Below are 21618 nucleotides of genomic sequence, written 5' to 3' on the forward strand. Positions count from 1 at the left end.
GCCCGAGTGTGGCGGGCGTCCCCGGGCCGGCGTGACCGGAACCGGGGGCGCGGTCTCGCCGGGGGCGGGCGGGTGTGGCAACCTACTGATATGTCTAGACCAATTTTGGAAGTCATCGCGCTGACGCCGCAGGACGCCCGGGCCGCCGAGTCGGGCGGCGCCGACCGGCTCGAACTGGTCACGGACATGGCCGCCGACGGGCTCACCCCGTCCGTCGAGGACTTCGGCCGGATCCGCGCCGCCGTCGCCGTCCCGCTGCGCGTCATGCTCCGGATCCGCGACGGCTTCGCCCCCGGCGACCTGGACGGCCTCGCCGCCCGCGCCGCCGCCCTGCGGGCCGAAGGCGCCGAGGAGTTCGTCTTCGGCTTCCTCGACGCCGACGGCGCCGTCGACCTCGCCGCCACCGCGGCCGTCGCCGAGGCGGTGGCCGGCTGCCGCTGGACCTTCCACCGGGCGATCGACCACAGCGCCGACCGCGCCGCCCTGCGGGCCGCCGTGGGCGCGCTGCCCGGGCTGGACACCTTCCTCACCTCGGGCTCGGCCGCCGGGGTGGACGCCGGGCGCGAGGTGCTCGCCGCCGAGCTGGCGCGCGGCGGCGAACCCGGCTACCGGCAGCGGATCCTGATCGGCGGCGGTCTGCGGGCCGAACACCTGAAGGAGCTGCGGGCGGAGGGCTTCGACGCCTTCCACGTCGGCGGCGCGGTGCGGGCCGACGGCTGGCGGACGCCGGTGGACCCGGCCAAGGTCGCCGAGTGGCGGGACGCGATCGACGCCTGAGCCCGCACCGGCGGGGCCGGTCCCGCCGGTGCGGGGCCGGCCCCGCCGTCGTCAGCGCAGCTGCTCGGGCAGCGGCTCGCCGTGCAGCACGGTCAGCCCCGAGACGGCGCGGGTCAGCGCCACGTACAGCCGCCGAAGGCCGGTCCGCTCGTCCGGCTCGCCGGCGATCACCGCGGCCGGCTCGTCCAGCACCACGTAGTCGTACTCCAGGCCCTTGGCCAGCGACGCCGGGACGAGCGTGAGTCGGGCCCCGGCGCTGGTCTCGGCGCCGGGGGCCAGGTGCGGCAGGCCCGCCGCGGCCAGCGCCTCGGCGAGCAGCGGGATCCGGGCGTCGGCGGCGATCAGTCCGGTCGAGCCCTCGCGCGCCAGGGACTCCCGGCAGGCGGCGATCACCGCCGCCGTCACGCTCCCGTCCGCGACGTGGCGGACCGTCAGCGAGCCGGGCGCCTCGCGGACGGAGGTGGCCGGGGCCAGGCCCGGGGCGATCGCCGGGAGCAGCCGGGAGGCGTACACGATGACCTCCTCCGGCACCCGGAAGCCCTTGGTCAGCTCCTCGATGTGCGCGTCCGGCTTGCCGAGGTGGTGCAGTGCGTCCGGCCAACTGGCCGTCGCCCACGGGGTGGTGCCCTGGGCGAGGTCGCCGAGGACGGTCGCCGAACCGGTGGTGCACCGGCGGCCGACCGCGCGGTACTGCATCGGGGAGAGGTCCTGCGCCTCGTCCAGCACCACGTGCCCGAGCGACGGCGTGCGCTGCACCAGGTCCGTCGCCTCGTCCACCAGGACGGCGTCGGCCGGCGTCCAGCGGGCGGTCTTCACCGAGCGGCCGGGCTTGGGCCACAGCACCGCCGCCTGCTCCTCGGGGGTCAGCACGCCTTCGGCGCACGCGGCCAGGAACTCCGGGTCGGAGAGCAGCCGCAGGACCAGCTTCGCCGGATCGACGGCGGGCCAGCACTCCTTGACCACCGCCTTGACCGCGCTGTTGCGGGCCACCGCGTCCTGCACCCGGTCGTCCGGAGCCTCGCCGCCCTGCTCCATCTTCAGCAGCACGGCGTGTGCGATGCGCTGCGGCAGGGCGTCCCTGGCGGCACCGTAGCGGACCTCACGATCCTTCAACTCCTCGATGATATCGGCGAGTTCGTACGCCGGGACGCGCCAGCGGCGGGAGCCGCGGACCACCACGCAGGGCTCGTCGGGCAGCTTGATGCCCGCCCGCACCGCGCGGCGCAGCACCTCGGCCATCCTGGCGTCGCCCTTCAGCCGGGCCGCCTCCGGGCCGTCCTCGCCCCGGACCTCGACGTGCCCGACCAGCTGCTGCACGGTGGCCTGGGCGACCTCCAGCTCGCCGAGGGCCGGGAGCACCTGCTCGATGTAGGAGAGGAACGCGTTGTTCGGCCCGATCACCAGGGTGCCGGTGCGGGCCAGGCGCTCCCGGTGCGCGTACAGCAGGTACGCGACGCGGTGCAGGCCGACGGCCGTCTTCCCGGTGCCGGGCGCCCCCTGGACGCAGATGGTGCCCGTCATGTCGGAGCGGACGATCTCGTCCTGCTCGGGCTGGATGGTGGCCACGATGTCGCGCATCGGGCCGACGCGGGGCTTCTCGATCTCGGCGGCGAGCAGCGCGGAGGCGGTCGATCCCCCGGCGGAGCCGGTGAATGCCGCTGCCGCGGAGTCGGTGAGGTGCTCGTCCTCGTAGGCCGTGAGTTCGCCGCCGGTGTACCCGAAGCGGCGGCGGCGCTCGACGCCCATCGGCTCGGTGCGGGTGGCCCGGTAGAACGGCTGGGAGACCGGCGCACGCCAGTCGATGACCATCGGGTTGCCGTCGGCGTCGTGGACGTGGCGGCGGCCGATGTAGAAGTTCTCTCCCCCTCCGCCCTCGCTCAGTTCCTCGCTGACCGCGTGCAGGTAGTCCAGGCGGCCGAAGAAGAGCGGGGTGTGGGAGAGGTCGGCCAGGGCGGCGATCCTGGAGTCGATCTGGTCGCGCAGGACGGCGGCGGACACCCAGGTGCCGGTCACGTCGCGCAGGTCGAGCGACTCGACGTCCTCGCGCATCGCTCGCAGCGCGGCCCGGGACGAGGCCAGGTGATCGCGTTCGCGCTGGAGGGGGTCGGTGGTGGGGGTGGCGGGCACAGCGAACCTTCCCGGCTGCCCCGGTGGCGGGCGCAGCGGATCGATGGAGCTCACGGTGGGGTCAGCCGACCGGTTGCCGTGCGGTCGGCGCCTCCCCCGGCTGCCTGCGGGACTTCAGCAGGTACCACGGTGCGGGAGGGGGCAGACGGACGATCCTAGTCCCGTCCGCCCCGGGGTTTCCAGCGGTGCCGGTCCCGGAGCCGGCGCTCCGGGGCCCGGCGTCGCGGAGCCTGGTTCCGGGCGGCGGTTCTCGGGGTTCCGGGTCACGGTTCCGGGCGGCGGTTCTCGGGGTTCCGGTCGGGCGGGCTCGGGGTTCTCCCCGCCCGGATCTCGGGGGCGTCCGTACACCCGGAGGACGACCCCGGGCCCGGCGGGTACGGCCTTTGGAGTGATGCCGTCGGCCGGTCGGGTGCCTACCGTGGAATACATGAGCACCCGGAACCGCAACCCCCGAACCGGCCCGGCCGGCGCCACCGCCGCCCCTGGGCGCCACCGCAATCCGCTGAGCACCGTCGTCCGCAACCTCGGCATCGCCCTGGACACCGCCGCGCGCGTGATCTTCCTCGGGCGCGACGGCGTCCGCTTCTGAGCCCAGCGCGTCACACGGGCCCCGCGTCACACGGGCCCCGCGTCACACAGCCCTGGGTGTCACCGGGCCCTGGGCGTCACAGGACGTCGTCCGCGTCGATGATGCGGTACGCGTAGCCCTGCTCGGCCAGGAAGCGCTGCCGGTGGGCGGCGAAGTCCTGGTCCACGGTGTCCCGGGCGACCACCGAGTAGAAGTGGGCCGCATGGCCGTCCGCCTTGGGGCGCAGCACCCGGCCGAGGCGCTGGGCCTCCTCCTGGCGGGAGCCGAAGGTCCCGGAGACCTGGATGGCGACCGTGGCCTCGGGCAGGTCGATCGAGAAGTTCGCGACCTTGGAGACCACCAGGACGCCGATCTCCTTGTTGCGGAAGGCCTCGAAAAGCTTCTCGCGCTGGTTGTTGGTGGTCTCGCCCTTGATCACCGGGGCGTCCAGGGCCTCCCCGAGCTCGTCGAGCTGGTCGATGTACTGGCCGATGATCAGCGTCTGGTCGTTCTCGTGCTTCTTGACCAGCGCCTCCACCACCCGCCGCTTGGTCGCCGTGGTGGCGCAGAAGCGGTAGCGCTCCTCCGGCTCGGCGGTCGCGTAGGCGAGCCGTTCGGAATCGGTCAGGGTGACCCGCACCTCGCAGCAGTCGGCGGGCGCGATGTAGCCCTGCGCCTCGATCTCCTTCCACGGCGCGTCGAAGCGCTTGGGGCCGATCAGGCTGAACACGTCGCCCTCGCGGCCGTCCTCGCGCACCAGCGTGGCGGTCAGGCCGAGCCGGCGGCGGGCCTGCAGGTCGGCGGTGAACTTGAACACCGGGGCCGGCAGCAGGTGCACCTCGTCGTAGACCACCAGGCCCCAGTTGCGGGCGTCGAACAGCTCCAGGTGGGCGTAGACGCCCTTCCGCTTGGTCGTCATCACCTGGTAGGTGGCGATGGTGACCGGGCGGATCTCCTTCCGCGTCCCGCTGTACTCGCCGATCTCGTCCTCGGTGAGCGAGGTGCGCTTGACCAGTTCGTGCTTCCACTGGCGGGCCGACACGGTGTTGGTGACCAGGATCAGCGTCGTCGACTTGGCGTGCGCCATCGCCGCCGCGCCGACCAGCGTCTTGCCCGCGCCGCAGGGCAGCACGACGACGCCGGAGCCGCCGTGCCAGAAGCCCTCGACGGCCTGCGCCTGGTAGGGGCGCAGCTGCCAGCCGTCCTCCGCCAGGTCGATCGGGTGGGCCTCGCCGTCCACGTACCCGGCGAAGTCCTCGGCGGGCCAGCCGAGCTTGAGCAGCACCTGCTTGATCTGCCCGCGCTCGGAGGGGTGCACCACGACGGTGTCGGGGTCGACCCGGGCGCCGACCAGCGGGGCGATCTTCTTGGAGCGCAGCACCTCCTCCAGCACCGGGCGGTCGGTGGTGGTGAGCACCAGCCCGTGCGTCGGGTGCTTGAGCAGCTGGAGCCGGCCGTAACGGCCCATGGTGTCGGCCACGTCCACCAGCAGGGCGTGCGGCACCGGGTAGCGCGAGTACGTCACCAGGGCGTCGACCACCTGCTCGGCGTCGTGCCCGGCGGCCCGCGCGTTCCACAGCCCGAGCGGCGTCACCCGGTACGTGTGCACGTGCTCGGGCGCCCGCTCCAGCTCGGCGAACGGGGCGATGGCGCGGCGGCAGTCGGCGGCCTTGGGGTGGTCGATCTCCAGGAGGAGAGTTTTGTCGCTCTGGACGATCAGTGGTCCGTCGTTCACGCGGGGAAGCCCTCCACTGGCTGACAGGGTGGTTTGACGCAGACCCTCCAGTGTCGCGCATTCCGCCGGGAACGTGGGCGGGCTGCTTCAAGGGCCGCTCCCGGGGGCTTCCTGGGGGCTTCCGGCGTGCTTCGGGGGTGCTTCGGGGGTACTTCCGGGGCGCTTCGGGGACTACTTCCACTCGTGGAGGGTGCCGGTCATCTTTCCGGCGGGGTCCGTCTCGAACTCGAAGAGGCCGACGACGCCGTTGAGGCGTTCGAGCTGGGGCGAGGTGGTGGAGAAGAAGAGCGCGCCCCGGAAGCTGGTGCCGCCGCTCTCGGTGAAGTGGCCGATGCCGCTGCCGTGCCAGCCGACGCCCTGGCCGTCGGCGGTCATGTCGACGCCCTGGCCCTCGCCGTAGAGGGAGCCGTCGGCGCGCTGTTCGGATTCGTAGGTGGCGATGGAGCTGACCGTCGTGCCGTAGTAGCTGGCGGTGCCGCGGATGGACACCTCGACGATCGGGTGCCCGTCGCCGGTGGCGAGGACCCGCCGACCGGTCTCTTCGCCCTGTATCTCGCCGATCAGTTCGCCGAGCATGGTGGGTGCCTCCTTGTCCGAGAACCCCCCGCGTGGCCGGGAACCCCTCTTCCCGGACTACGCCGGTGGGAGCGGCCCGTCAATTGCTTCGAGTGACCACGGTGAGTGCTCGCTCGTTGAGCTGGTCATGAAGAAGTCGAAGCGCGTTCTCACCGCACTCGCCCTGATGGGCACGGCCTTCGCCGCCACCGCCTCCTCGGCCGGCTCGGCCCACGCCCTCGCGGGCATCGGCGAGGGGCCCGGCGGCCTGCTCGCGGCGCCCGGATTCCTCCTCGCGGACACCGTCACCGGGGGCGAACTGCCGGTCGGGCAGGGACAGATCGGCAGCCTGGCGGACCAGGCGGTCAAGGAGAAGATGAAGGAGTCGCAGGGGCACTGACGCAGGGCACGGCGTAGCGGCGCCGGACCAGGGCGCCGCGGCGGAGCACGTCGGGGCGGGGCCCACCGGGGCGGGGCACGTCGGGGCGGGGCACACCCGGGCGGGGCGTCCTACTCGTCCAACTCCGCGACGCCGGTGATGCGGTGGAGGGCGAAGGTGCGGAGTTCGTCGGCGTGGTGGTCGAAGGCGGTGACGAAGCCGCCTTCGACCTTCACCGGGTCGATGATGCGCTGGCTGGCGATGCCCTCGGCGTTGAGGTAGCCGATCCACATCCGCTCGCCGAGGAGGACGGCCGTCTGGAGGGCGGCCAGGGTCTCGGCGGCCGCGGTGCGGGGGAGGTGGCGCGGATCGGGGGTGGGTTCGCGGCGGGCGGCGGTGGCGGCCCGGTCGCCGGCCCGGATGGCCTTGACGGCGGCGGCGAGGAGGGTGTCGTCGGGGGTGGGCGGGCCGTCGGGGACGGGCGCAGGTGCCGTCCGGGGCGGGGTGCGGTGGCTGTCCGGGCGGGTGATCAGCACATCGCCCTCGGCGGATTCGGCGGCCGGTGCGTAGCCCATGGCGCGCAGCGCGGCGAGCAGGACGTCGGGTGCGGCCTGGGAGGCGAGGACGGTGGGGGCGAGCAGCCGCAGTCGCAGGTCGGCGGAGCGGCGGTCGGCGAGCACCTCGTTCAGCAGGGACGGGTCGTCGCAGCGCAGGTAGGAGGAGGCGGCGCCGACCCGGAGGATGCCGTGCCGGCGGGCGACGTCGTCGATCAGGTACGCGAGCGGCTGCGGGACGGGCGTACGGCTGTGCTGGTCCAGGAACGTCCGCAGGTCGGCGGCGGTGCGTCCGGCGTCGAGGGCGCGGCGGACGGACGCCGGGGTGAAGCGGTAGACGGTGGCGCCGCCCTTGGACTCGATGTCGGCGCACAGGGCGAGGGCGTGGGCGAGGGGGGTGAGCAGCGGGCCGGGGGCGATCGCGGTGAGGTCCGGCTGGAGGATCACGTGGTCGAGCGGTTGCGGGAGCAGCGGCGCGAGCACCTCGGCCGGGTCGGCTTCGGCGGTGAGCAGGGCGCGGGCGGGGGCGGCGAGGGCGCCGCGGCCGGTGACGCCGAGGAGTTCGGCCTCGTCGAGGGTCCAGGCGGTGAGGTGGTCGCGCAGTTCGCGGCCGTCGGGGCCGGTGGGGCCGCCGCGCAGCGGGCGCTGCCAGCGCAGGGTGGGGAGGAGTTCGTCGGCGGTGGCCGGGGTGCCGGGCGGGAGTTCGGCGAGCAGGGCGAGCGCGGCGCGGCGGACGGACGGGGCGAGGGTGCGGTCGAGTTCGGGGCCGAGGGCGGCGCGCGGCTTGCCCTTGCCGTCCGGGGTGCCGGTGAGGGCGGGGACGCGGGTGGCGGCGAGCCAGGCGGCGGCGAGGACGGACCAGCGTTCGGCGGTGTCCAGTTGCAGCCAGCTGTCGTACACCGGGGTGGGGGCCCACCGCTCGTCCACTTCGCCGTCGGGTGCCAGCAGGCCGGCGGTGTAGGCGAGTTCGAGCCAGAAGGCGGCCTGCTGCTCGGTGGTCTCCAGGGCTTGGGCGGTGCGCTTGAGGTCGCGGACGCCGAGGCCGCCGGCGCGCAGGGTGAGCGGCGGGGTGAGGCCCAAGCCGTCCAGCAGGTCCTCGACGGTCTTGACGGCGGTGTGCGCCTGTCCGGCCGCGGCGCTGTCCACGACCTGGGGGTCGCGCGGGGCGGCGGCGGGTGCGGGCTCGGGCTGCAGCGGCTCGACGGTGCGGTGGCTTCGGCCGCCGCGCAGGTGCAGGGCGAGTTCGCGGGGCAGGACCACGCTGCCGGGGCTGGTGGGCAGCAGCAGGCCGCGGGCGAGCAGCCATTCGACGGGGCTCTGCGCGTCCTCGGCGGTGACCGGGCGGGTGGCGTCCGGGACGGTGCCGGTGGGCGGGCCCCAGACCAGCCGGTCCAGCAGCCGCAGCGCGGCCTCGGGGGCGGTGTCGAGGAGCGCGGTGCAGGCGGCGCGGTCGGTGAGCTGGGCGGTGAGCGCGGCGACGGCGGTGACCGGGTCGGGGGTGGGGGGCTGCCCGGTCGAGGCGAGCAGCTGCTGCAGCCGGGCCGGGGACATGCCGACGGTGGCGTCGGCGAGGGTCGGGCCGAGGCCGGTGCGGCCGGGGTTGGCGGCGGTCGGGGCGAGCGCTTCGCGGACGGCGAGGACCAGCCGCAGGCCGTTGTCGGGCCCCCAGAGGAGCGCCCGGTCGCGCAGGGTGGCGATCGCGCGGGGCAGCTCGGCGGCGACGGCGGCCCGGTCGGCCGGGGTCAGCGGGGTGGCGCCGGGATGCGGTTTGACCTTGGCGGGGCCGGTCAGCAGGGTGCGGACGGTGGCCGCGGAGGTGCCGTCGGGGGCGGTGGCCAGCGCCTCGGCGACCTGCAGGGTGAACCGGTCGAGCCGCTCCAGGGCGCGCAGCGCGGAGGCGCGCGAGGAGAGCCGGGCGGACAGCTGCGTGAGGTCGCCGGGGACGGGGTTCAGCAGGTCGGGGCGGGAGCGGAGCAGGGCCGCGAGCCCGTCGTCGGGACGGGCGCGCAGTTCCTCGGCGAGGGTGCGCGGGCCGGTGGCGGACCTGCCCCGGCGTTGGTGGCCCTGCTGTGTGGTCATTCGACCTAGGTTAGTCGGGCGGGCGGACGGCAGGGTGTCCCTCGGGCGCGCGGACGCTCGGGGGCTCTTTCTGCCCGGGCGGCTCGGGCGGCACGGGCGGCGCGGGCGCTGTTGCCACTCGGGGCGGCTCGGGGCGGCTCGTACGCTCCGCCCCGGCGGCCCGTACGCTCCGGCCGGGCCGGTGGACTCGCGTGGGCGGGGGCCTGGTGGGTAGCGTCACGCCGAGGGCGGTTCGGTGGGCGGCCGGGTACGGGCGAGGCGGGGTGTCGGTGATGACGGACGGCGAGTGGTGGCGCAAGAGCGGGCCGTGGAGCGAGCGTTCGGGCGGGGCAGCGCAGGAGCAAGCCGCGCAGGGGCCCGTCACGCAGGGTGACGCCGGGCCGGGTGGTGCCGCGGGGGCGCCTGTCCCCGCGGACGCCGGGGACGCCCCGTCCGGGCCCGCCGCCGACCCTGACAGCGTGTACGACCCGCCGGCGCCGAGTGCCGGCGGGATGCCGTCCGTCCCGCTGTACCCGCCGGACGCCATCGACGCCGAGGCCAGGGCCGCCGCGATCCCGCCGCCCACGGTGAGCAGCACCGGCCCGTGGACCATGACGGTGTTCGACTTCTCGGACGGGCCGGAGCCCGCGCCGAAGCCGGTCCCCGAGCAGCGGGCGGCGGAGGCCGGACCGGCGGTGGGACCGGCCGGGGCGCCGGCTCAGCCCGGGGTGGATCCGAAGCAGTCGACGAAGCCGGGGCGGCCGAGGCTGAGGAAGGCCAAGGCGAAAGCGGCCGCCGAGGCGGCTGCTGCCGCCGCCGCTGCCGCCGCTGCGGGGAAGGACAAGGGCGGGGGCAAGGGCGCCGGCAAGGGTGGAGGCGCCCGCAGACCGTCTCCGCTGATCCTGCTCTCCAGCGCGCTGCTGGTCGGCGGCGCCGTCAGCGGCTTCTTCCCGGCCATGCTGGCCGGTTGGGGCCTCGGCTACCTCTCCCGCCAACTCTCCGACCTGATGCGCAAGTTCGTGATCCTGGGCATCCCGCTGATCACCATGAGCGGGACGACCCTGTACGCCATGCGGCAGGCCAAGCAGGGCGCCGGCCAGGGTGGTGGCGGCCTGCAGTCCGGCTCCCCGCTGGGGCAGATCAGCTGGTCGTCGGCCCCGGACGTGCTGCGGCTGTCGGCGGTGGCCTCGGCGGTGGTCCTGCTGCTGGTCGCGATGCGCCGCCGCCCGCCGCAGCAGGGCTGAGGCGGGCGGCGGAGGCCTGCGGCGGGCGGTGGGTGCGGGGCCGGGCCGGCACCCGAGGAGGGGTGGCCGGCCCGGCGGACTGCTTTCCGTTCTGCGTCGCCTGCTTGTCGTTCTGCGTGGCCTACTTGTGGATGAAGTAGCCGGAGCTGTCGACGACGGCGTGGGTGCTGCCGTTGTGGTTGTAGAGGGTGACGGTGCCGTCGCTGCCGACCGGCACGATGGCGTGGGTGGCGACGGTCTGGCCGGCGGCGAAGTTCACGTTGGAGACGTCGGGGCGATCGGTGCCGCCCGGGTAGACGGCGAGGAAACCGTCGCTGGTGGGCTCCGTGGCGGTGACGTTCAGGACGGCGCCGGTCGCGCCGGTGGGCAGGCCGCCGACCGGGATGCTGCTGTACGGCGCGAGCTTGCCCGGGCTGACGCGGGTGTCGAGCAGGCGGGTCGGGTCGGTGGCGACGAACAGGTGCTGACCGCTCGGGCCGTAGTAGCCGAAGAGGTCGGCGATGACGTGCAGGCTGCCCGCGTTGTTGCAGACCTGGACGGTGCCGTCGTCCGCGATCTTGGCGATGACCTGGTTGGACGTGGTCTGGCCGGCCTTGAAGTTGAGGTTCGAGCTGTACAGCGCCGACCCGTTGCCCACCGAAAGGTTGCCGTCCTGGTCGGGCTCGGTGGCGGTGACGTTGAGGACGACGCTGGTCGCGTCGTCCGGGACGCCGTTGGTGCCGCGGACCTTGAGCTTGGTCACCGGCACCGGCCAGGGGGTGCCGCACAGCGAGCTGATCCGGCCGGCCGGGACGCCGGTGCCGTCGCGGGAGTCCATGATGCGCTTCGGCTGGAGCGGCGAGTACAGGTTCGGGCCGCGAGGGGTGTACTCGCCCTGGATGTCGATCACGAGGTCGACCGCCGCGCCGGAGTCGGCGTTCCAGACGGCGATCTTGAAGTCGTTGCCCACCGGGACGGTGACCAGGTTGGGGACGGCCGCCCCCGGGACGTAGTTGAGGCTGGAGCTCTCCGGTCGGGGCCGGTCGTCCGGGCCGAGGCTCAGGAAGCCCTGCCCCTCGGCGTTGACCGCGGTGACGTTGACGACGATCGCGGTCGCGTCCCAACTGACCGGCCAGTACTGGTTCTTCAGGTCGATGGTGAGCTTCTGGCCGGGGGTGAGCTTGGGCGTGCCGTAGCTCGGCTGCCGGGTGTCCAGGGTCCGCTGGGCGCCGTAGCCGTCGAAGCCGGCGGGCTTGGTGGTCACGGTCAGCCGCTGGGACGTGCTGGCCTGCTCGCCGCCGCGGTTGGTGAACGTGAGGGTGACGGTGTACTCGCCCGGGTGCGGGAAGTCGTGCCGGACGGAGTTCGACAGGTAGGTGAGGTCGGTGCCGCTCCCGTCGCCGAAGTCGAGCCGCCCCTTGTCGACGGTCCAGGAACTGGTGGAGCCGGAGGTGTCGAACTCGTAGGAGAGCGGGCCGCAGCCGTTCGGGGCCGTGCACGGCTTCGCGGTGAACGACGCCTTGGGCGGTGCGGGCTCGGCCACCACGATCCCGTGATCCTGGACGGCGCGGTAGGTGAGCCCCTCGGGGGTGGTCACCGTCAGCTTGGTGGTGAACGTCCCGGCCCGGGTGTAGGTGTGGTCGGCGGTCGGCTGGGTGGTGACGGTCGGGGCCGTGCCGTCGCCGAAGTCGAAGCTGTAGGAGAGGGCGGCCGGCCAGTTCTGGCTGACGGTGGCCTTGGCGGTCACCGGTCGCGGGTACGGGCCGGTCTCGCCGGTGACGAGGACCGCCTGGCGGGTGACGCCCTGGCGTTCGATCGCCCCCCGGTCGCGGATGCCGCCGCCCGTGCCGGTGTTGGCGGCGCCCGGGTCGTCGGACGGGCTGTTGCCGTAGTAGTCGGTGGGCAGCACGCCCGGCGCGGCGGCATCGGCGGAGTCGATGGCGGGGGAGCCCTGGTCGGGCCCGTCGCTGAGGTGCGGGTCGCCCGCGAGGTCGTGTGCGCCCTGGCCGGTGGCGGTGCGCAGCGCGGTGGGGCCGGAGTAGGACTGGCCGTTCCAGAGGTACGGGACTCGGCCGTTTACTGCGCCGGGGTTGACGAGGTTGTAGTCCAGGCCGGTGCCCGGTACCGCCTCCGGAGTGACCTCGATGGCCGGGGCGGGCGCCACGCCGGTGCACGCGGACGCGCTGCCGGTGACGACGTTGTTGCGGATGGCGGAGCCGGTGGCGGCGCCGGTCAGCCGGATGCCCGAACCGCAGCCGTCGAGCACGGAGTTGGACGTCACCACCGAGCCGGGGGCGCCGGCCAGGACGATTCCGCCGGCCTCGGATCCGGTGATGTAGTTCGTCGACACCACGGTGTCGTGGACGCCGGCCTCGACCTGGACGGCGGCCGTGTGCGCGGCGTGGACGGAGTTGCGGCTCACGGTCACGTGGTCGCTCGCGCCGGTGACGTGGATCTCCGGGTCCGTACCGAAGGCCCGGGCCGTGTTCAGGTGGTCGATCGTGACGCGGGAGGAATCGGTGACCACGATCGGGGAGACGTTGGCCTGGGCGCCGAAGCCGTGGATGACGACGTCGGTGGCTCCCTTGACGGTGAACGCGGGGCCGTTGGTCGACTGGACGAGGGCTCCGAAGCCCTGGACCTCCGGATCGTCCGTCGTGCCGGTGGTGAAGGTGATCGGCTTCCCGGGCGCGCCCGAGCGGTTGATCAGCACCGACTCCGAATAGGACCAGGAGTTTCGGACCACCACCGTCTGGCCCGGCTGGACGGTCTTCGCCGCCGCGGAGATGGTGCAGAGCGGTAGGGCCGCGGAGGCGGGACCGGTGTCCGAGCAGGCAACCGAATTGTCGACGTAGAGCCGGTCACCGGGGGCGTCCGCCGCGGCCGCGAACGGCACGGGCAGGACGACTGCGGTGAGCAGGGCCGAAGTGCCCGCCAGCGAGGCGAGCCTTCCGACGTTCATGAGTGGATTCCTCCGAGGGGGTGGCCCGTGACGGGCGCCGCGCGCGACTGGAAGAGTCGCGCGGGAGGCATCTTGTCCGACCGTTGTCGAACTGTCACGCCGGTTCCGGGTGGAGCGTCCGGATGATCGGCATTGTCGGGATAGTCCCGAGCGATGTGGTGCGAGGGGTGCGGTGCGAGGGGTGTGGTGCGAGCTGTGGAAGACGGACTGCGGGGCGTGCGGCGACGGTCGTGGGCGTGACCCGGGGCGGTCAACCGGCCTGGTGGGCCGCCATGCCGAGGATCCCGGCGGCCACGGCGGCCGGATCGTCGGTGGGCAGGGCAGGGCAGGGCAGGGCGTGGCCGGCGTCGGGGACGAGCTCGACCCGCGCGGTCGGGGCGAGGAGGCGGAGCCGGGCTGCGGCCTGGGGGGCGTCGTGGAGGGCGCTGCGCTCGCCGAGGAGGACGAGGGCGGAGGCGCTGGCGGTCCTCACGCACCACCTGGACGAGCTGTTCCGGCCGGCCCCGTCCGCCGACTGACGGCGCCGGCGTCCCGGAGCAGGGGCCGCCCCCGCGCCCGGCCGGGGGTTAACACCCGTACGGGAAGGGTGCTTTCCCCGTTCTTCGGGCCGCCCCGCCGCACCAGACTCGGGGCATGCCCACACAGCCCCTGACGATGACCGAAGCCCCCGCCCCGAAGGCGGCCGGTGCCGGCAGCGACTTCGCCCAGCTGAGCCGCCGGATCGCCGACGAGGGCCTGCTCGACCGGCGCCCCGGCTACTACGCCGCTCGCATGGCCCTGGTGCTCGCCGCGTTCCTCGGCGGCTGGTGCGCCCTGTTCGCGCTCGGCGACACCTGGTGGCAGCTCGGCCTGGCAGCGGCGATGTCCGTCGTCTTCACCCAGGTCGCCCTGCTCTCGCACGACCTGGCGCACCGCCAGGTGTTCAGTCGGCGCCTGCCGAGCGAGATCGGCGGCCGGATCGCCGCCAACCTGCTGATGGGCATGAGCTACGGCTGGTGGATGAACAAGCACACCCGCCACCACGCCAATCCGAACCACGAGGAACGGGATCCCGACGTCGCCCCCGACCTCGTCGTGTGGTCCAAGCGGCAGGCCCGGCAGGCGAGCGGGATCGCCCGGTTCATCGGGCGCCGGCAGGCGTACCTGTTCGTCCCGCTGCTCCTGCTGGAAGGCCTCAACCTCAGCTTCAACAGCTTCCGCGCACTGCGCAGCCCCACGATGAAGCGGCCGGTGCTGGAAGGCACCCTGCTGGTCGTCCACTTCGTGGCCTACTTCGGACTGATCTTCGCCGCGCTCCCTGCGGGCAAGGCGATCGCCTTCTTCGCCGTCCACCAGGCGCTGCTCGGTGTGTACCTGGGCTCCGTCTTCGCCCCGAACCACAAGGGCATGCTGATGGTGACGCCGGAGATGAAGCTCGACTTCCTGCGCCGCCAGGTGCTCACCTCGCGCAACGTGCGGGGCGGCGTGGTCGTCGACTCGGTGATGGGCGGCCTCAACTACCAGGTGGAACACCACCTCTTCCCCAGCATGCCGACCCCCGCGCTCGGCCGGGCCGCCCGGATCACCCGGGAGTTCTGCGCGGAGAAGGACATCCCGTACTACGAGACGGGGCTGCTGCGGTCGTACCGCGAGATCTTCACCCACCTGCACCGGACGGGCGAGCCGATCCGCTCCGGTGGGTGAGCGAGTTCGAAACACGGAGGGAGTGGGAGGTCGGCCCCGCCGACCTCCCACTCCCTCCGGTGTCCAGGCCGCCAGTTGAAGTCGAACATGAGACGTTCCTGACTGTCGGAGACGGGAGAGAACCATGGCCAGGCGGTTGCGGGTGGTGGGCAGCACCTCGGGGGTCGGTGACTGCCCGACGCTGTACGAGGATGTGGACACTGGTGAGGTGGTGGTGCAGGGGCACGCGGTGACCGACCCGGAGGAGGTGGCACAGCTCAAGTACGTGAAGGACGATGAAGGCTTCGTAGTCGTGCCCCGCGAACTGCTCGTGAGGTTCGCACCGAAGGAGGCAGCACTCGTGCCGGAGTTCGTTCCCCAGCAGAAGATCACCGAGTTCATCAACGACGGCTTCGAGCACACCGCCTGGCGGTTGGAGACGAGGACCGGGTACCTCTCCGACAAGCAGATGCCCTCGTACGCGGAGTTCTTGCGCACGGGGGACACCGCAGGTGAGGTCGGGCACCCGTGGTTCGAGAACGTGCGCCGCATGATCGGCAAGGGCAAGAGGTTCGAGCGCGTCCGCCTGGTGGACAACCCGCCCACCGAGGGGCAGCGGTATCTGCTGGCATGCGCCCGGACCAACGTGGCTGCCGGCGAGGACATCCGGTACATGTGGCGATCGGGCGCCGAGGCGGCCGGGCTGGCCGGGCTGTCGGACTTCTGGCTCTTCGACTCCCGCACCGTCGCGCGCTTCCACTTCGAAGGAGAGCGGACCGTGGGCATGGAGCTGGTCACTGAGCCGTTGGAGGTCCTGCGAGCCTGCCAGGCCCGCGATGCCGCCTGGCACCACGCGACGCGCTACGAGGAGTTCAGGGCTCAGGTACCTTCCGGCATGTGAGCCCAGGCTGCGGTGGTCGCCCGTATGGAGCGACAGAGGGTGCTGAAGGATCGGTTCCGAGCGTTCCATTTCCTGGTGTGGGAAGGGGCTGTTGTCTCCCGTCTCTGCCCTCCGGCCGTACTCGCCGACCAACTGGAGTTTCTGGTGCCGTGGTTGGCGGGCGGGAACGTACGCCTTGGGATAGTGCCCTTCACCGCTCACCTGGGAGTTCCCGCGGGAGTGGGTTTCTCGATCCACGACGACACCTTGGTGGTGACCGAGTCATGGCACGCGGAGATGTGGCTGGACGATCCGGCGGACGTTGCGCTTCACATCCGGGCGTGGGATGCGTTGGCGGAGAGCGCTGTCTACGGTCCGGCTGCTCATCGCGTGATTGCCAGGGCCGCCCGTGCGCTTCGTGAGACGCATTGAGGAACCGCCCGGAGTTCTCCGCCTCAACATGGGAGGTGGCGTTGCGGCCCCTCGCGCGGCTGTGCGCGAGGGGCCGGGAACGGGTCAGGCGTGGTGGTCGAACTCGCCGGCCTTGATGCCGTGGAGGAGGGAGGCGAGGGCGGCGGGGGAGGTGCGGAGGATGATGTGGCCCTCGTCGGACTCGCGGAGCATGCCGGACCCTTTCGCAGGTTTCGAGCGGTCTTGCGAGCCACGTCGCGAGGGTCGTCCTCGCTCCGCGCCGAGGTTGCAGGGTCCGCCGCGATGGATCCGGATGGCGTGGCGCGATTCAAGCACGTGAAGGACGCTTGCTCCAGCCTGTCAGTGGTGGTCGAACTCGCCGGCCTTGATGCCGTGGAGGAGGGAGGCGAGGGCGGCGGGGGAGGTGCGGAGGATGATGTGGCCCTCGTCGGACTCGCGGAGTGGTTCTGAGGCATCTCAGCCTTTCAAGTCCTTGACTGTCCGGTGAATGAGGTCCCGCGATCTCTCTTCGCTGAGGGCAACCTTCTCGATGCGGTCGAATATCTTGCGGTAGGAGTCAAGGTCGTTCAGCGAGTCGAAGAACATCGGACCCGCTGATGTCTCCACCTCGACTGTGTCGAGTTCGGGTACCACTCCGAACGAGTAGACAAGATTCTCGATGGGGCCCGGATAGGTGTCAGCGGTGAACGGGACGACGTGGATTCTGACATCTTCCCTATGGGAGTCGTCGATGAGGGAGCGAAGTTGATCTATCAGTGTGTGGGTGCCTCCGAAGCGCGTGAGGAGGCTGGACTCGTGCAGGTAGACCTCGTGATTCCGGTGAGGGCTCCGAAGAATCTGGTTCCTGCGTTCCGCGCGGAAGTCGATGCGTAGTTCGAGTTCGTCGTCCGGAAGACGCGGGATGCGGCGGTTGAACATCCCCCGGGCGTAGTCCTTGGTCTGTAGGGGCCCGGGGATGAGAGGGGAGGTCCAGGACCTGATCGTTCCTGCAGCGAAGTCCTCGTGCTCGGCGGAGGCGAGCAGGGTGTCAGGGAGGCGATTGCGGTACTGCTCCCACCAGCCTTTGCCGCGTGAACTGATGATGTCGTTGAGAGCGCTGATGAGCGGCCGGTTCTCGGACTTGCAGGCTGTGGCAATGGTCCGGAGTCGATCTGCGCTGACGCTGGTCTTGCCGTTCTCCATCTGCGTCACCTGCGCTGGGCTCACTCCGAGTGCTCGCGCAAGCTCGCTGCCTCCGAGCCCGGCTTGCTCTCGCATCCTTCGGAGTTCACTGCCCAGGCGGCGCTGACGGAAGGTTGGGTTCTGGCGGCCAGGCATGGGTTCCTCTCTGCATCATGTGGGGTCAGTGTGCCGCTATCCCGGCTGAGGAGGCCATCTGTCCCTCGGAAGAGGGAACTTCGGCAGAACTACCTAATTTTAAGTAGTTCTGCGCTATGGTCGACCCAACTCGATCCGACGGATCGTCAGTAACGCCTGCTAGCAAGCACCGCAGAGCAGCCATGTCCTCTACCTGGCCTGGCTCACGGCGACATGTGTTCCGCCGGTTCTTCCCTCACTCACGCCTCGGGAGAAGTCCCATGCGTCACCTCAACACGCCCTCCATCGCCATCGCCCGTCAGTCCCTCCTCGACACCATGACCCGCGTCGGCTGGGCCCCGTCCGCCATCTTCGACGCGCAGCTCGCGCTCGTTGAGCTGCTGGTCAACGCCTGGAGGCACGGCGCCACCCCCGCGCCGGTCGTCCAGATCATCTCGATCGACGGCTCGCTCCGCGTCTCCGTCACGGACGAGAGCCCGGTTCCGCCCTCCCCGCAGCTGCTGGACCTGTTCGCCGAGTCCGGCCGGGGTCTCCAGCTGGTCGCCGGCCTCAGCCACCGCTGGGGCGTCGACCCGCAGGAGCGCGGGAAGTCCGTCTGGTTCGAGTTGGACGGTGCCGCGTGAACCGCCACCCGATGAAGCCGACCGACCCCCGGATCCGGCACTACACCGATCGGCACATCCGCACGCTCCTGGCCGAAGTCCAGGAGCGCGGCAGGAAGTTCGGCCTGATCTTTCCCTCGGCCGACACCGACAGGACCATCAACGGCCGCGTGCTCGTCCGTTTCAACACCGCGCCCGCGTCGACCCTCCTGAACCTCCTCACCCTCCTCCTCGACGCCGATCGCGAGACGTGGTGCGATTCCTGATCGGGGCGGCCTTCGCCGTCCTCCTCGCCCTCGCCTTCGCGACCGTCGCCCTGGGTGTCGTCACCGCCCTCCGCGCGCCCCCGCCCGACGAGGACGCGTAGGGGCACGCGGAGGAGGGCCGCGACCACCCCCGTTGGTCACGGCCCTCCTGCTCTCTCGCCCTTCCCTGCGGGCTCAGCGCTTCTTCTCGAAGCCGGCCAGCAGGCCGCGCGGGTCGAAGGTGACCCGGATCCGGGTGATCTTGCCGTTCTCCACGTGCATCCAGTTCACCGTCGGCGTGGGCTCCGCGATGCTGGTGTTCAGCTCGAACCAGGTGATGACCTCGTCGCCCTCGGCGACGCGCACCTTCACGTCGATCTTTTCCAGCACTTGCCCGAGGCCCCTCAGGCCGCCCAGGGCCTCTTCCACGCCCGAGGCCGTGCCCAGCGCTCCGACGAAGTCCACGTCGTCGGCCAGCAGTCCCCGGATCGTGTCGAAGTCGCCCGCCTCCCAGGCGGTGAAGTAGGTCTCGGCAAGCTCACGCGCTGTCTTCGTCGTCGTCATGACTCCATCCTTCCTCCGGCCCATTCATCCGTCCAACAGATGGATCGGATGCTTGTCATCACCACTGGTGATGAAGTTTCCCGAGTCGGGCGACCCGTCGGAGTGCGGGTGACACAGTGTGGGGCATCTCGGTGTTGACCGACAGTGATTACCGCAGGGTGCGGCGCGAGAAGCCACCTTCCGTCACGAGCGGATCCGCCGGGCCGAATCACACTGAGTGAATGTCAGATATGCACGTTTCGCCCGTTCCGCACCGGCAAGGAGCCGGTGTAGGAGAAGTGAAGGAGGCGTGAACCAATGATCACCGAACAGCAGGCTCGTTCCATGCTGCACCACCCCGTCCATGACGCACAGGGGAACAAGATCGGCAAAGCGGACCACATGTACCTCGACGACGCCACCGGCAAGCCGGAGTGGGTCAGCGTCAAGACCGGGTGGTTCGGGACGAGCGAGTCGTTCGTGCCGATCCGTGAGGCCCGGGTCGTGGACGACCACCTTGAGGTGCCCTACCCCAAGGACAAGGTCAAGGATGCGCCGAACGTCGACGTGGACGGCGGCGGACACCTCTCCGAACGCGAGGAGCGTCGGCTCTACCGGCACTACGGCATCGCCTGGGACGACGCCTGGAAGGCCGCCAACCAGCCCGGCAACGGCGGCTGGGCCCACGCGGGCAGCGGGACCGCAGCCGCCGCCGGCACCTCCGCCGCCGCCGGCACCTCCGCCGCCGCCGGCACCTCCGCCGCTGCCGGTACCTCTGCGGCCGCCGCCACCCCCTCCGCCGCCGCGCGGACGGGCCCGCGCCAGGGGCGGGACGACGACGCGATGACCCGTTCCGAGGAGCGGATGCGCGTCGGCGTCGAGCGGTACGAGGCCGGCCGCGCGAGGCTGCGCAAGTACGTCGTCACCGAGGAGGAGCAGCGGACGGTGCCCGTGCGGCACGAGGAGGTCCGCATCGAGCGCGAACCCATCACCGAGGCCAACCGGGGCCAGGCGCTGTCCGGCGAGTCCATCTCGGAGGCCGAGCACGAGGTCACCCTGCACGCCGAGCGGCCAGTGGTGCGCACCGAGGCGGTTCCGGTCGAGCGGGTGCGGCTGGTGACCGAGGAGCACGTCGAGGAGGAGGCCGTCACCGGGCAGGTGCGCAAGGAGCGCATCGAAGCCGAACTCCCGGACGGTGAGCCGGAGAAGATGCGAGGCGCGCAGACGCGAGGCACGCAGACGCGAGGCACGCAGAAGAGCAGCGGAGAGATCCCCGGCAAGGACCGTCGACGCTGACGGCCCCGCCCGCCACCCCCCGAGAACGCGGCTCCCGACGGCAGGGGCGGCGACCGTCACCGACGGTCGCCGCCCCTGCACGTGCATCAGCGGTACGGATGGGACACCCGTCCGTTATCGTCATCGGCTATGGAGATCCACCAACTGCGCTACTTCGCCGCCGTCGTCGACGAAGGCTCCTTCACGGCCGCAGCCGGGCGCCTGCACGTCAGCCAGTCCGGCATCAGTACCCAGGTCGCCAAGCTGGAGCGCGAGTTGGGGCAGCAACTCCTCGTCAGGTCCGGCCGCCGAGCCCGCCTCACCCCCGCAGGGGAGGCGGTGCTCCCGCTCGCGAAGAACGCCCTCGCCACCCTCGATGCCATCCAGCACACCGCCGCCGAGTTCGCCGAGGCGGTGCGCGGGCGAGTCCGGCTCGGCATGATCATGGGTTGCTCGATCCCGCCGTTCCTGGACGCCGTCGCCGAACTCGGCCGCACCCACCCCGGCATCGACCTCAGCCTGCACGAAGGCCACTCCGACCGCCTCCAGGCGCAGGTCCGGTCCGGCGGCCTGGACCTGGCCCTGATCGGTTTCGCGGGCGACGCCGACCCGGACCTGGACGTCGACGTCGTCGTGGACGAGCGGATCGTCGCCGTCGTCCCGGTCGGCCACCCGCTCGACCGCCACGAGCTCAAGCTCGCCGACCTCCAGGGCGAGAAGGTCCTCTGCCTCTCCCCGGGCACCGGTCTGCGGGCCGCCTACGAGGACTCCTGCCGGCGGCTCGGCCTCGACCCGCGCGTGGACATCGACGTCAGCTCCCCGCTCGCGGTGCTCCGCCTCGCCGAGCGCGGCGCCGGGGTCGCCGTCCTCAGCGCCTCCTCCGTGCAGGGCGCCGGCTTGCGGGCCGTACCGATCACCGACGCGGCGACGTACGCCCGGCTCGGCCTGGCCACCCGGCACGACCAGCACTCCCCGGCGGTCCGGCTGCTGCGCGACAAACTCCGTACGGCGCTCGCCGGTTCCCGCGCCCCGGCCTAAGCCTTCCAGCGCGGGTCGCGCCCGGAGGCGGCCAGCGCGCGGTCCAGCGCGGAGGCGCCGTCGGGCAGGGCGACCGGCTCGGCGAAGCCCTCGTACCGGCGGTACAGCTCGGCGTTCTCCGCCACGATCTCCCCGACCAGCTCGGCGAGGTCCGCGTCGACCTCGATCCGGCCGCCGGTCGCCCGGGCGACGTCCCAGCCGTGCAGCACCAGTTCCAGGATCAGCATCCGGGCGATGCCCGCCGCCGGTACCGGGGAGCCGCCGAGGTCGACGTCGCCCTCCCAGGCGGCCGGGTCGGCCCAGGCCGCGACGGCGCGGTCCAGCTGCGCCGCGTAGCCGGAGCGCCAGTCGGCGTCGGCCGTGAAGTCCCGCGAGACCAACTCCTCGGGCAGTTCGACCCGCCGTGCCCGGTGCTCCAGGCCGTGCGAGGTGTAGAGCACCCAGTGGTTGATCAGCCCGCGCGTGTCGAAGCCCGGGCAGGGCGTCGGCGCGTCCAGCGGGTGGCCGGCCGGGACTGCGGCGGCGACATCGGCTGCGGCGGAGGCGGCGCGGGCCAGGAAGGGGTGCATCGGGTGGGCGTTCATGGCCCCCAGCCTGCACCCGGCCATGCCACCCGGTCTTGAAGAAACGCGACGCCGGCCGTGACACCGAACCCCGCGCCGACCGACCCCGGCCGCGACGCTGCC

At 72.3% G+C, this 21618-nt stretch carries 21 protein-coding genes; 12 read left to right on the forward strand and 9 right to left on the reverse strand.

What is annotated here, in order from left to right; genetic code table 11:
• Nucleotides 1–90 precede the first annotated feature (90 nt).
• Nucleotides 91–777, forward strand: a complete 687-nt coding sequence (locus IF30_RS0110120; RefSeq protein ID WP_030235090.1) for a copper homeostasis protein CutC — start codon at nt 91–93, stop codon at nt 775–777.
• A 51-nt stretch (nt 778–828) separates the two neighbouring features.
• Here the strand turns inward: IF30_RS0110120 and IF30_RS0110125 are convergent, their stop codons facing one another.
• Nucleotides 829–2904: a HelD family protein gene (locus tag IF30_RS0110125; protein ID WP_030235093.1), complete on the reverse strand. Its 2076-nt coding sequence runs from the start codon at nt 2902–2904 to the stop codon at nt 829–831.
• A 427-nt stretch (nt 2905–3331) separates the two neighbouring features.
• On the opposite strand from IF30_RS0110125, the gene IF30_RS47640 reads away from it, so the two are divergent.
• Nucleotides 3332–3493, forward strand: coding sequence for a hypothetical protein (locus IF30_RS47640; protein ID WP_158834905.1), 162 nt, complete (start codon nt 3332–3334; stop codon nt 3491–3493).
• A 76-nt stretch (nt 3494–3569) separates the two neighbouring features.
• Here the strand turns inward: IF30_RS47640 and IF30_RS0110135 are convergent, their stop codons facing one another.
• Both IF30_RS0110135 and IF30_RS0110140 read right to left on the reverse strand, forming a co-directional pair.
• A complete protein-coding gene (locus tag IF30_RS0110135) occupies nt 3570–5207 on the reverse strand; it encodes a DNA repair helicase XPB (RefSeq protein ID WP_030235096.1) in 1638 nt (545 codons plus the stop codon).
• Between the two features lie 171 nt (nt 5208–5378).
• Complete coding sequence (locus IF30_RS0110140; RefSeq protein ID WP_030235098.1) at nt 5379–5783, reverse strand: hypothetical protein; 405 nt, start codon at nt 5781–5783, stop codon at nt 5379–5381.
• A gap of 127 nt (nt 5784–5910) precedes the next feature.
• Here IF30_RS0110140 and IF30_RS0110145 point away from each other — a divergent pair, with 127 nt between their 5' ends.
• Nucleotides 5911–6162, forward strand: a complete 252-nt coding sequence (locus IF30_RS0110145) for a hypothetical protein (RefSeq protein ID WP_030235101.1) — start codon at nt 5911–5913, stop codon at nt 6160–6162.
• Between the two features lie 110 nt (nt 6163–6272).
• Here IF30_RS0110145 and IF30_RS0110150 read toward each other — a convergent pair whose 3' ends face one another.
• On the reverse strand, nt 6273–8774 hold the full coding sequence (locus tag IF30_RS0110150; protein WP_030235104.1) for a helicase C-terminal domain-containing protein: 2502 nt from the start codon (nt 8772–8774) through the stop codon (nt 6273–6275).
• A gap of 458 nt (nt 8775–9232) precedes the next feature.
• Here IF30_RS0110150 and IF30_RS0110155 point away from each other — a divergent pair, with 458 nt between their 5' ends.
• Nucleotides 9233–9997 (forward strand): hypothetical protein, encoded by a 765-nt coding sequence (locus IF30_RS0110155; RefSeq protein ID WP_158834908.1) that lies wholly within the window; start codon nt 9233–9235, stop codon nt 9995–9997.
• Nucleotides 9998–10118: 121 nt separating this feature from the next.
• On the opposite strand, the gene IF30_RS49190 is transcribed toward IF30_RS0110155, so the two are convergent.
• Nucleotides 10119–12938 (reverse strand): PKD domain-containing protein, encoded by a 2820-nt coding sequence (locus tag IF30_RS49190; protein WP_030235109.1) that lies wholly within the window; start codon nt 12936–12938, stop codon nt 10119–10121.
• A 250-nt stretch (nt 12939–13188) separates the two neighbouring features.
• Nucleotides 13189–13410, reverse strand: coding sequence for a hypothetical protein (locus tag IF30_RS0110165; protein ID WP_030235111.1), 222 nt, complete (start codon nt 13408–13410; stop codon nt 13189–13191).
• Between the two features lie 161 nt (nt 13411–13571).
• Here IF30_RS0110165 and IF30_RS0110170 point away from each other — a divergent pair, with 161 nt between their 5' ends.
• The 4 genes from IF30_RS0110170 (at nt 13572) to IF30_RS47645 (ending at nt 16362) form a co-directional block, all read left to right on the forward strand.
• Complete coding sequence (locus IF30_RS0110170; RefSeq protein ID WP_030235113.1) at nt 13572–14621, forward strand: fatty acid desaturase family protein; 1050 nt, start codon at nt 13572–13574, stop codon at nt 14619–14621.
• Nucleotides 14622–14745: 124 nt separating this feature from the next.
• Entirely contained in the window at nt 14746–15501 is a 756-nt protein-coding gene (locus IF30_RS0110175; RefSeq protein ID WP_030235115.1) for a DUF6879 family protein, read from the forward strand.
• A gap of 12 nt (nt 15502–15513) precedes the next feature.
• Nucleotides 15514–15912 (forward strand): Scr1 family TA system antitoxin-like transcriptional regulator, encoded by a 399-nt coding sequence (locus tag IF30_RS0110180; protein ID WP_267884523.1) that lies wholly within the window; start codon nt 15514–15516, stop codon nt 15910–15912.
• A 297-nt stretch (nt 15913–16209) separates the two neighbouring features.
• Nucleotides 16210–16362, forward strand: a complete 153-nt coding sequence (locus IF30_RS47645) for a hypothetical protein (RefSeq protein WP_158834911.1) — start codon at nt 16210–16212, stop codon at nt 16360–16362.
• A 6-nt stretch (nt 16363–16368) separates the two neighbouring features.
• On the opposite strand, the gene IF30_RS0110195 is transcribed toward IF30_RS47645, so the two are convergent.
• The gene (locus IF30_RS0110195; protein ID WP_030235118.1) at nt 16369–17229 is read right to left on the reverse strand and encodes a helix-turn-helix domain-containing protein; all 861 of its coding nucleotides are present in this window, start codon (nt 17227–17229) and stop codon (nt 16369–16371) included.
• A 260-nt stretch (nt 17230–17489) separates the two neighbouring features.
• Here IF30_RS0110195 and IF30_RS41255 point away from each other — a divergent pair, with 260 nt between their 5' ends.
• Both IF30_RS41255 and IF30_RS0110205 read left to right on the forward strand, forming a co-directional pair.
• Nucleotides 17490–17852 (forward strand): ATP-binding protein, encoded by a 363-nt coding sequence (locus tag IF30_RS41255; protein WP_051709709.1) that lies wholly within the window; start codon nt 17490–17492, stop codon nt 17850–17852.
• A complete protein-coding gene (locus IF30_RS0110205; RefSeq protein ID WP_030235124.1) occupies nt 17849–18097 on the forward strand; it encodes a hypothetical protein in 249 nt (82 codons plus the stop codon). Before IF30_RS41255 ends, IF30_RS0110205 begins: the two co-directional genes overlap by 4 nt.
• A 174-nt stretch (nt 18098–18271) precedes the next feature.
• Here IF30_RS0110205 and IF30_RS0110215 read toward each other — a convergent pair whose 3' ends face one another.
• A complete protein-coding gene (locus tag IF30_RS0110215; protein WP_030235127.1) occupies nt 18272–18640 on the reverse strand; it encodes a nuclear transport factor 2 family protein in 369 nt (122 codons plus the stop codon).
• Between the two features lie 297 nt (nt 18641–18937).
• On the opposite strand from IF30_RS0110215, the gene IF30_RS0110220 reads away from it, so the two are divergent.
• Both IF30_RS0110220 and IF30_RS0110225 read left to right on the forward strand, forming a co-directional pair.
• Nucleotides 18938–19915, forward strand: a complete 978-nt coding sequence (locus tag IF30_RS0110220; protein WP_030235129.1) for a PRC and DUF2382 domain-containing protein — start codon at nt 18938–18940, stop codon at nt 19913–19915.
• Nucleotides 19916–20044: 129 nt separating this feature from the next.
• A complete protein-coding gene (locus IF30_RS0110225) occupies nt 20045–20932 on the forward strand; it encodes a LysR family transcriptional regulator (protein ID WP_030235132.1) in 888 nt (295 codons plus the stop codon).
• Here the strand turns inward: IF30_RS0110225 and IF30_RS0110230 are convergent.
• Complete coding sequence (locus IF30_RS0110230; RefSeq protein WP_030235135.1) at nt 20929–21516, reverse strand: TIGR03086 family metal-binding protein; 588 nt, start codon at nt 21514–21516, stop codon at nt 20929–20931. The genes IF30_RS0110225 and IF30_RS0110230 overlap by 4 nt on opposite strands.
• Nucleotides 21517–21618 lie beyond the last annotated feature (102 nt).

The organism is Streptomyces sp. NRRL S-350, from assembly GCF_000719705.1.
Classification (GTDB): domain Bacteria; phylum Actinomycetota; class Actinomycetes; order Streptomycetales; family Streptomycetaceae; genus Kitasatospora.

Bases quoted from the DNA above. Each gene is read 5' to 3' on its own strand.
- IF30_RS0110120 (WP_030235090.1), top strand. From the start codon at position 91: ATGTCTAGACCAATTTTGGAAGTCATCGCGCTGACGCCGCAGGACGCC.
- IF30_RS47640 (WP_158834905.1), top strand. From the start codon at position 3,332: ATGAGCACCCGGAACCGCAACCCCCGAACCGGCCCGGCCGGCGCCACC.
- IF30_RS0110140 (WP_030235098.1), bottom strand. From the start codon at position 5,783: ATGCTCGGCGAACTGATCGGCGAGATACAGGGCGAAGAGACCGGTCGG.
- IF30_RS0110145 (WP_030235101.1), top strand. From the start codon at position 5,911: ATGAAGAAGTCGAAGCGCGTTCTCACCGCACTCGCCCTGATGGGCACG.
- IF30_RS0110150 (WP_030235104.1), bottom strand. From the start codon at position 8,774: ATGACCACACAGCAGGGCCACCAACGCCGGGGCAGGTCCGCCACCGGC.
- IF30_RS49190 (WP_030235109.1), bottom strand. From the start codon at position 12,938: ATGAACGTCGGAAGGCTCGCCTCGCTGGCGGGCACTTCGGCCCTGCTC.
- IF30_RS0110170 (WP_030235113.1), top strand. From the start codon at position 13,572: ATGCCCACACAGCCCCTGACGATGACCGAAGCCCCCGCCCCGAAGGCG.
- IF30_RS0110175 (WP_030235115.1), top strand. From the start codon at position 14,746: ATGGCCAGGCGGTTGCGGGTGGTGGGCAGCACCTCGGGGGTCGGTGAC.
- IF30_RS0110195 (WP_030235118.1), bottom strand. From the start codon at position 17,229: ATGCCTGGCCGCCAGAACCCAACCTTCCGTCAGCGCCGCCTGGGCAGT.
- IF30_RS41255 (WP_051709709.1), top strand. From the start codon at position 17,490: ATGCGTCACCTCAACACGCCCTCCATCGCCATCGCCCGTCAGTCCCTC.
- IF30_RS0110215 (WP_030235127.1), bottom strand. From the start codon at position 18,640: ATGACGACGACGAAGACAGCGCGTGAGCTTGCCGAGACCTACTTCACC.
- IF30_RS0110220 (WP_030235129.1), top strand. From the start codon at position 18,938: ATGATCACCGAACAGCAGGCTCGTTCCATGCTGCACCACCCCGTCCAT.
- IF30_RS0110225 (WP_030235132.1), top strand. From the start codon at position 20,045: ATGGAGATCCACCAACTGCGCTACTTCGCCGCCGTCGTCGACGAAGGC.
- IF30_RS0110230 (WP_030235135.1), bottom strand. From the start codon at position 21,516: ATGAACGCCCACCCGATGCACCCCTTCCTGGCCCGCGCCGCCTCCGCC.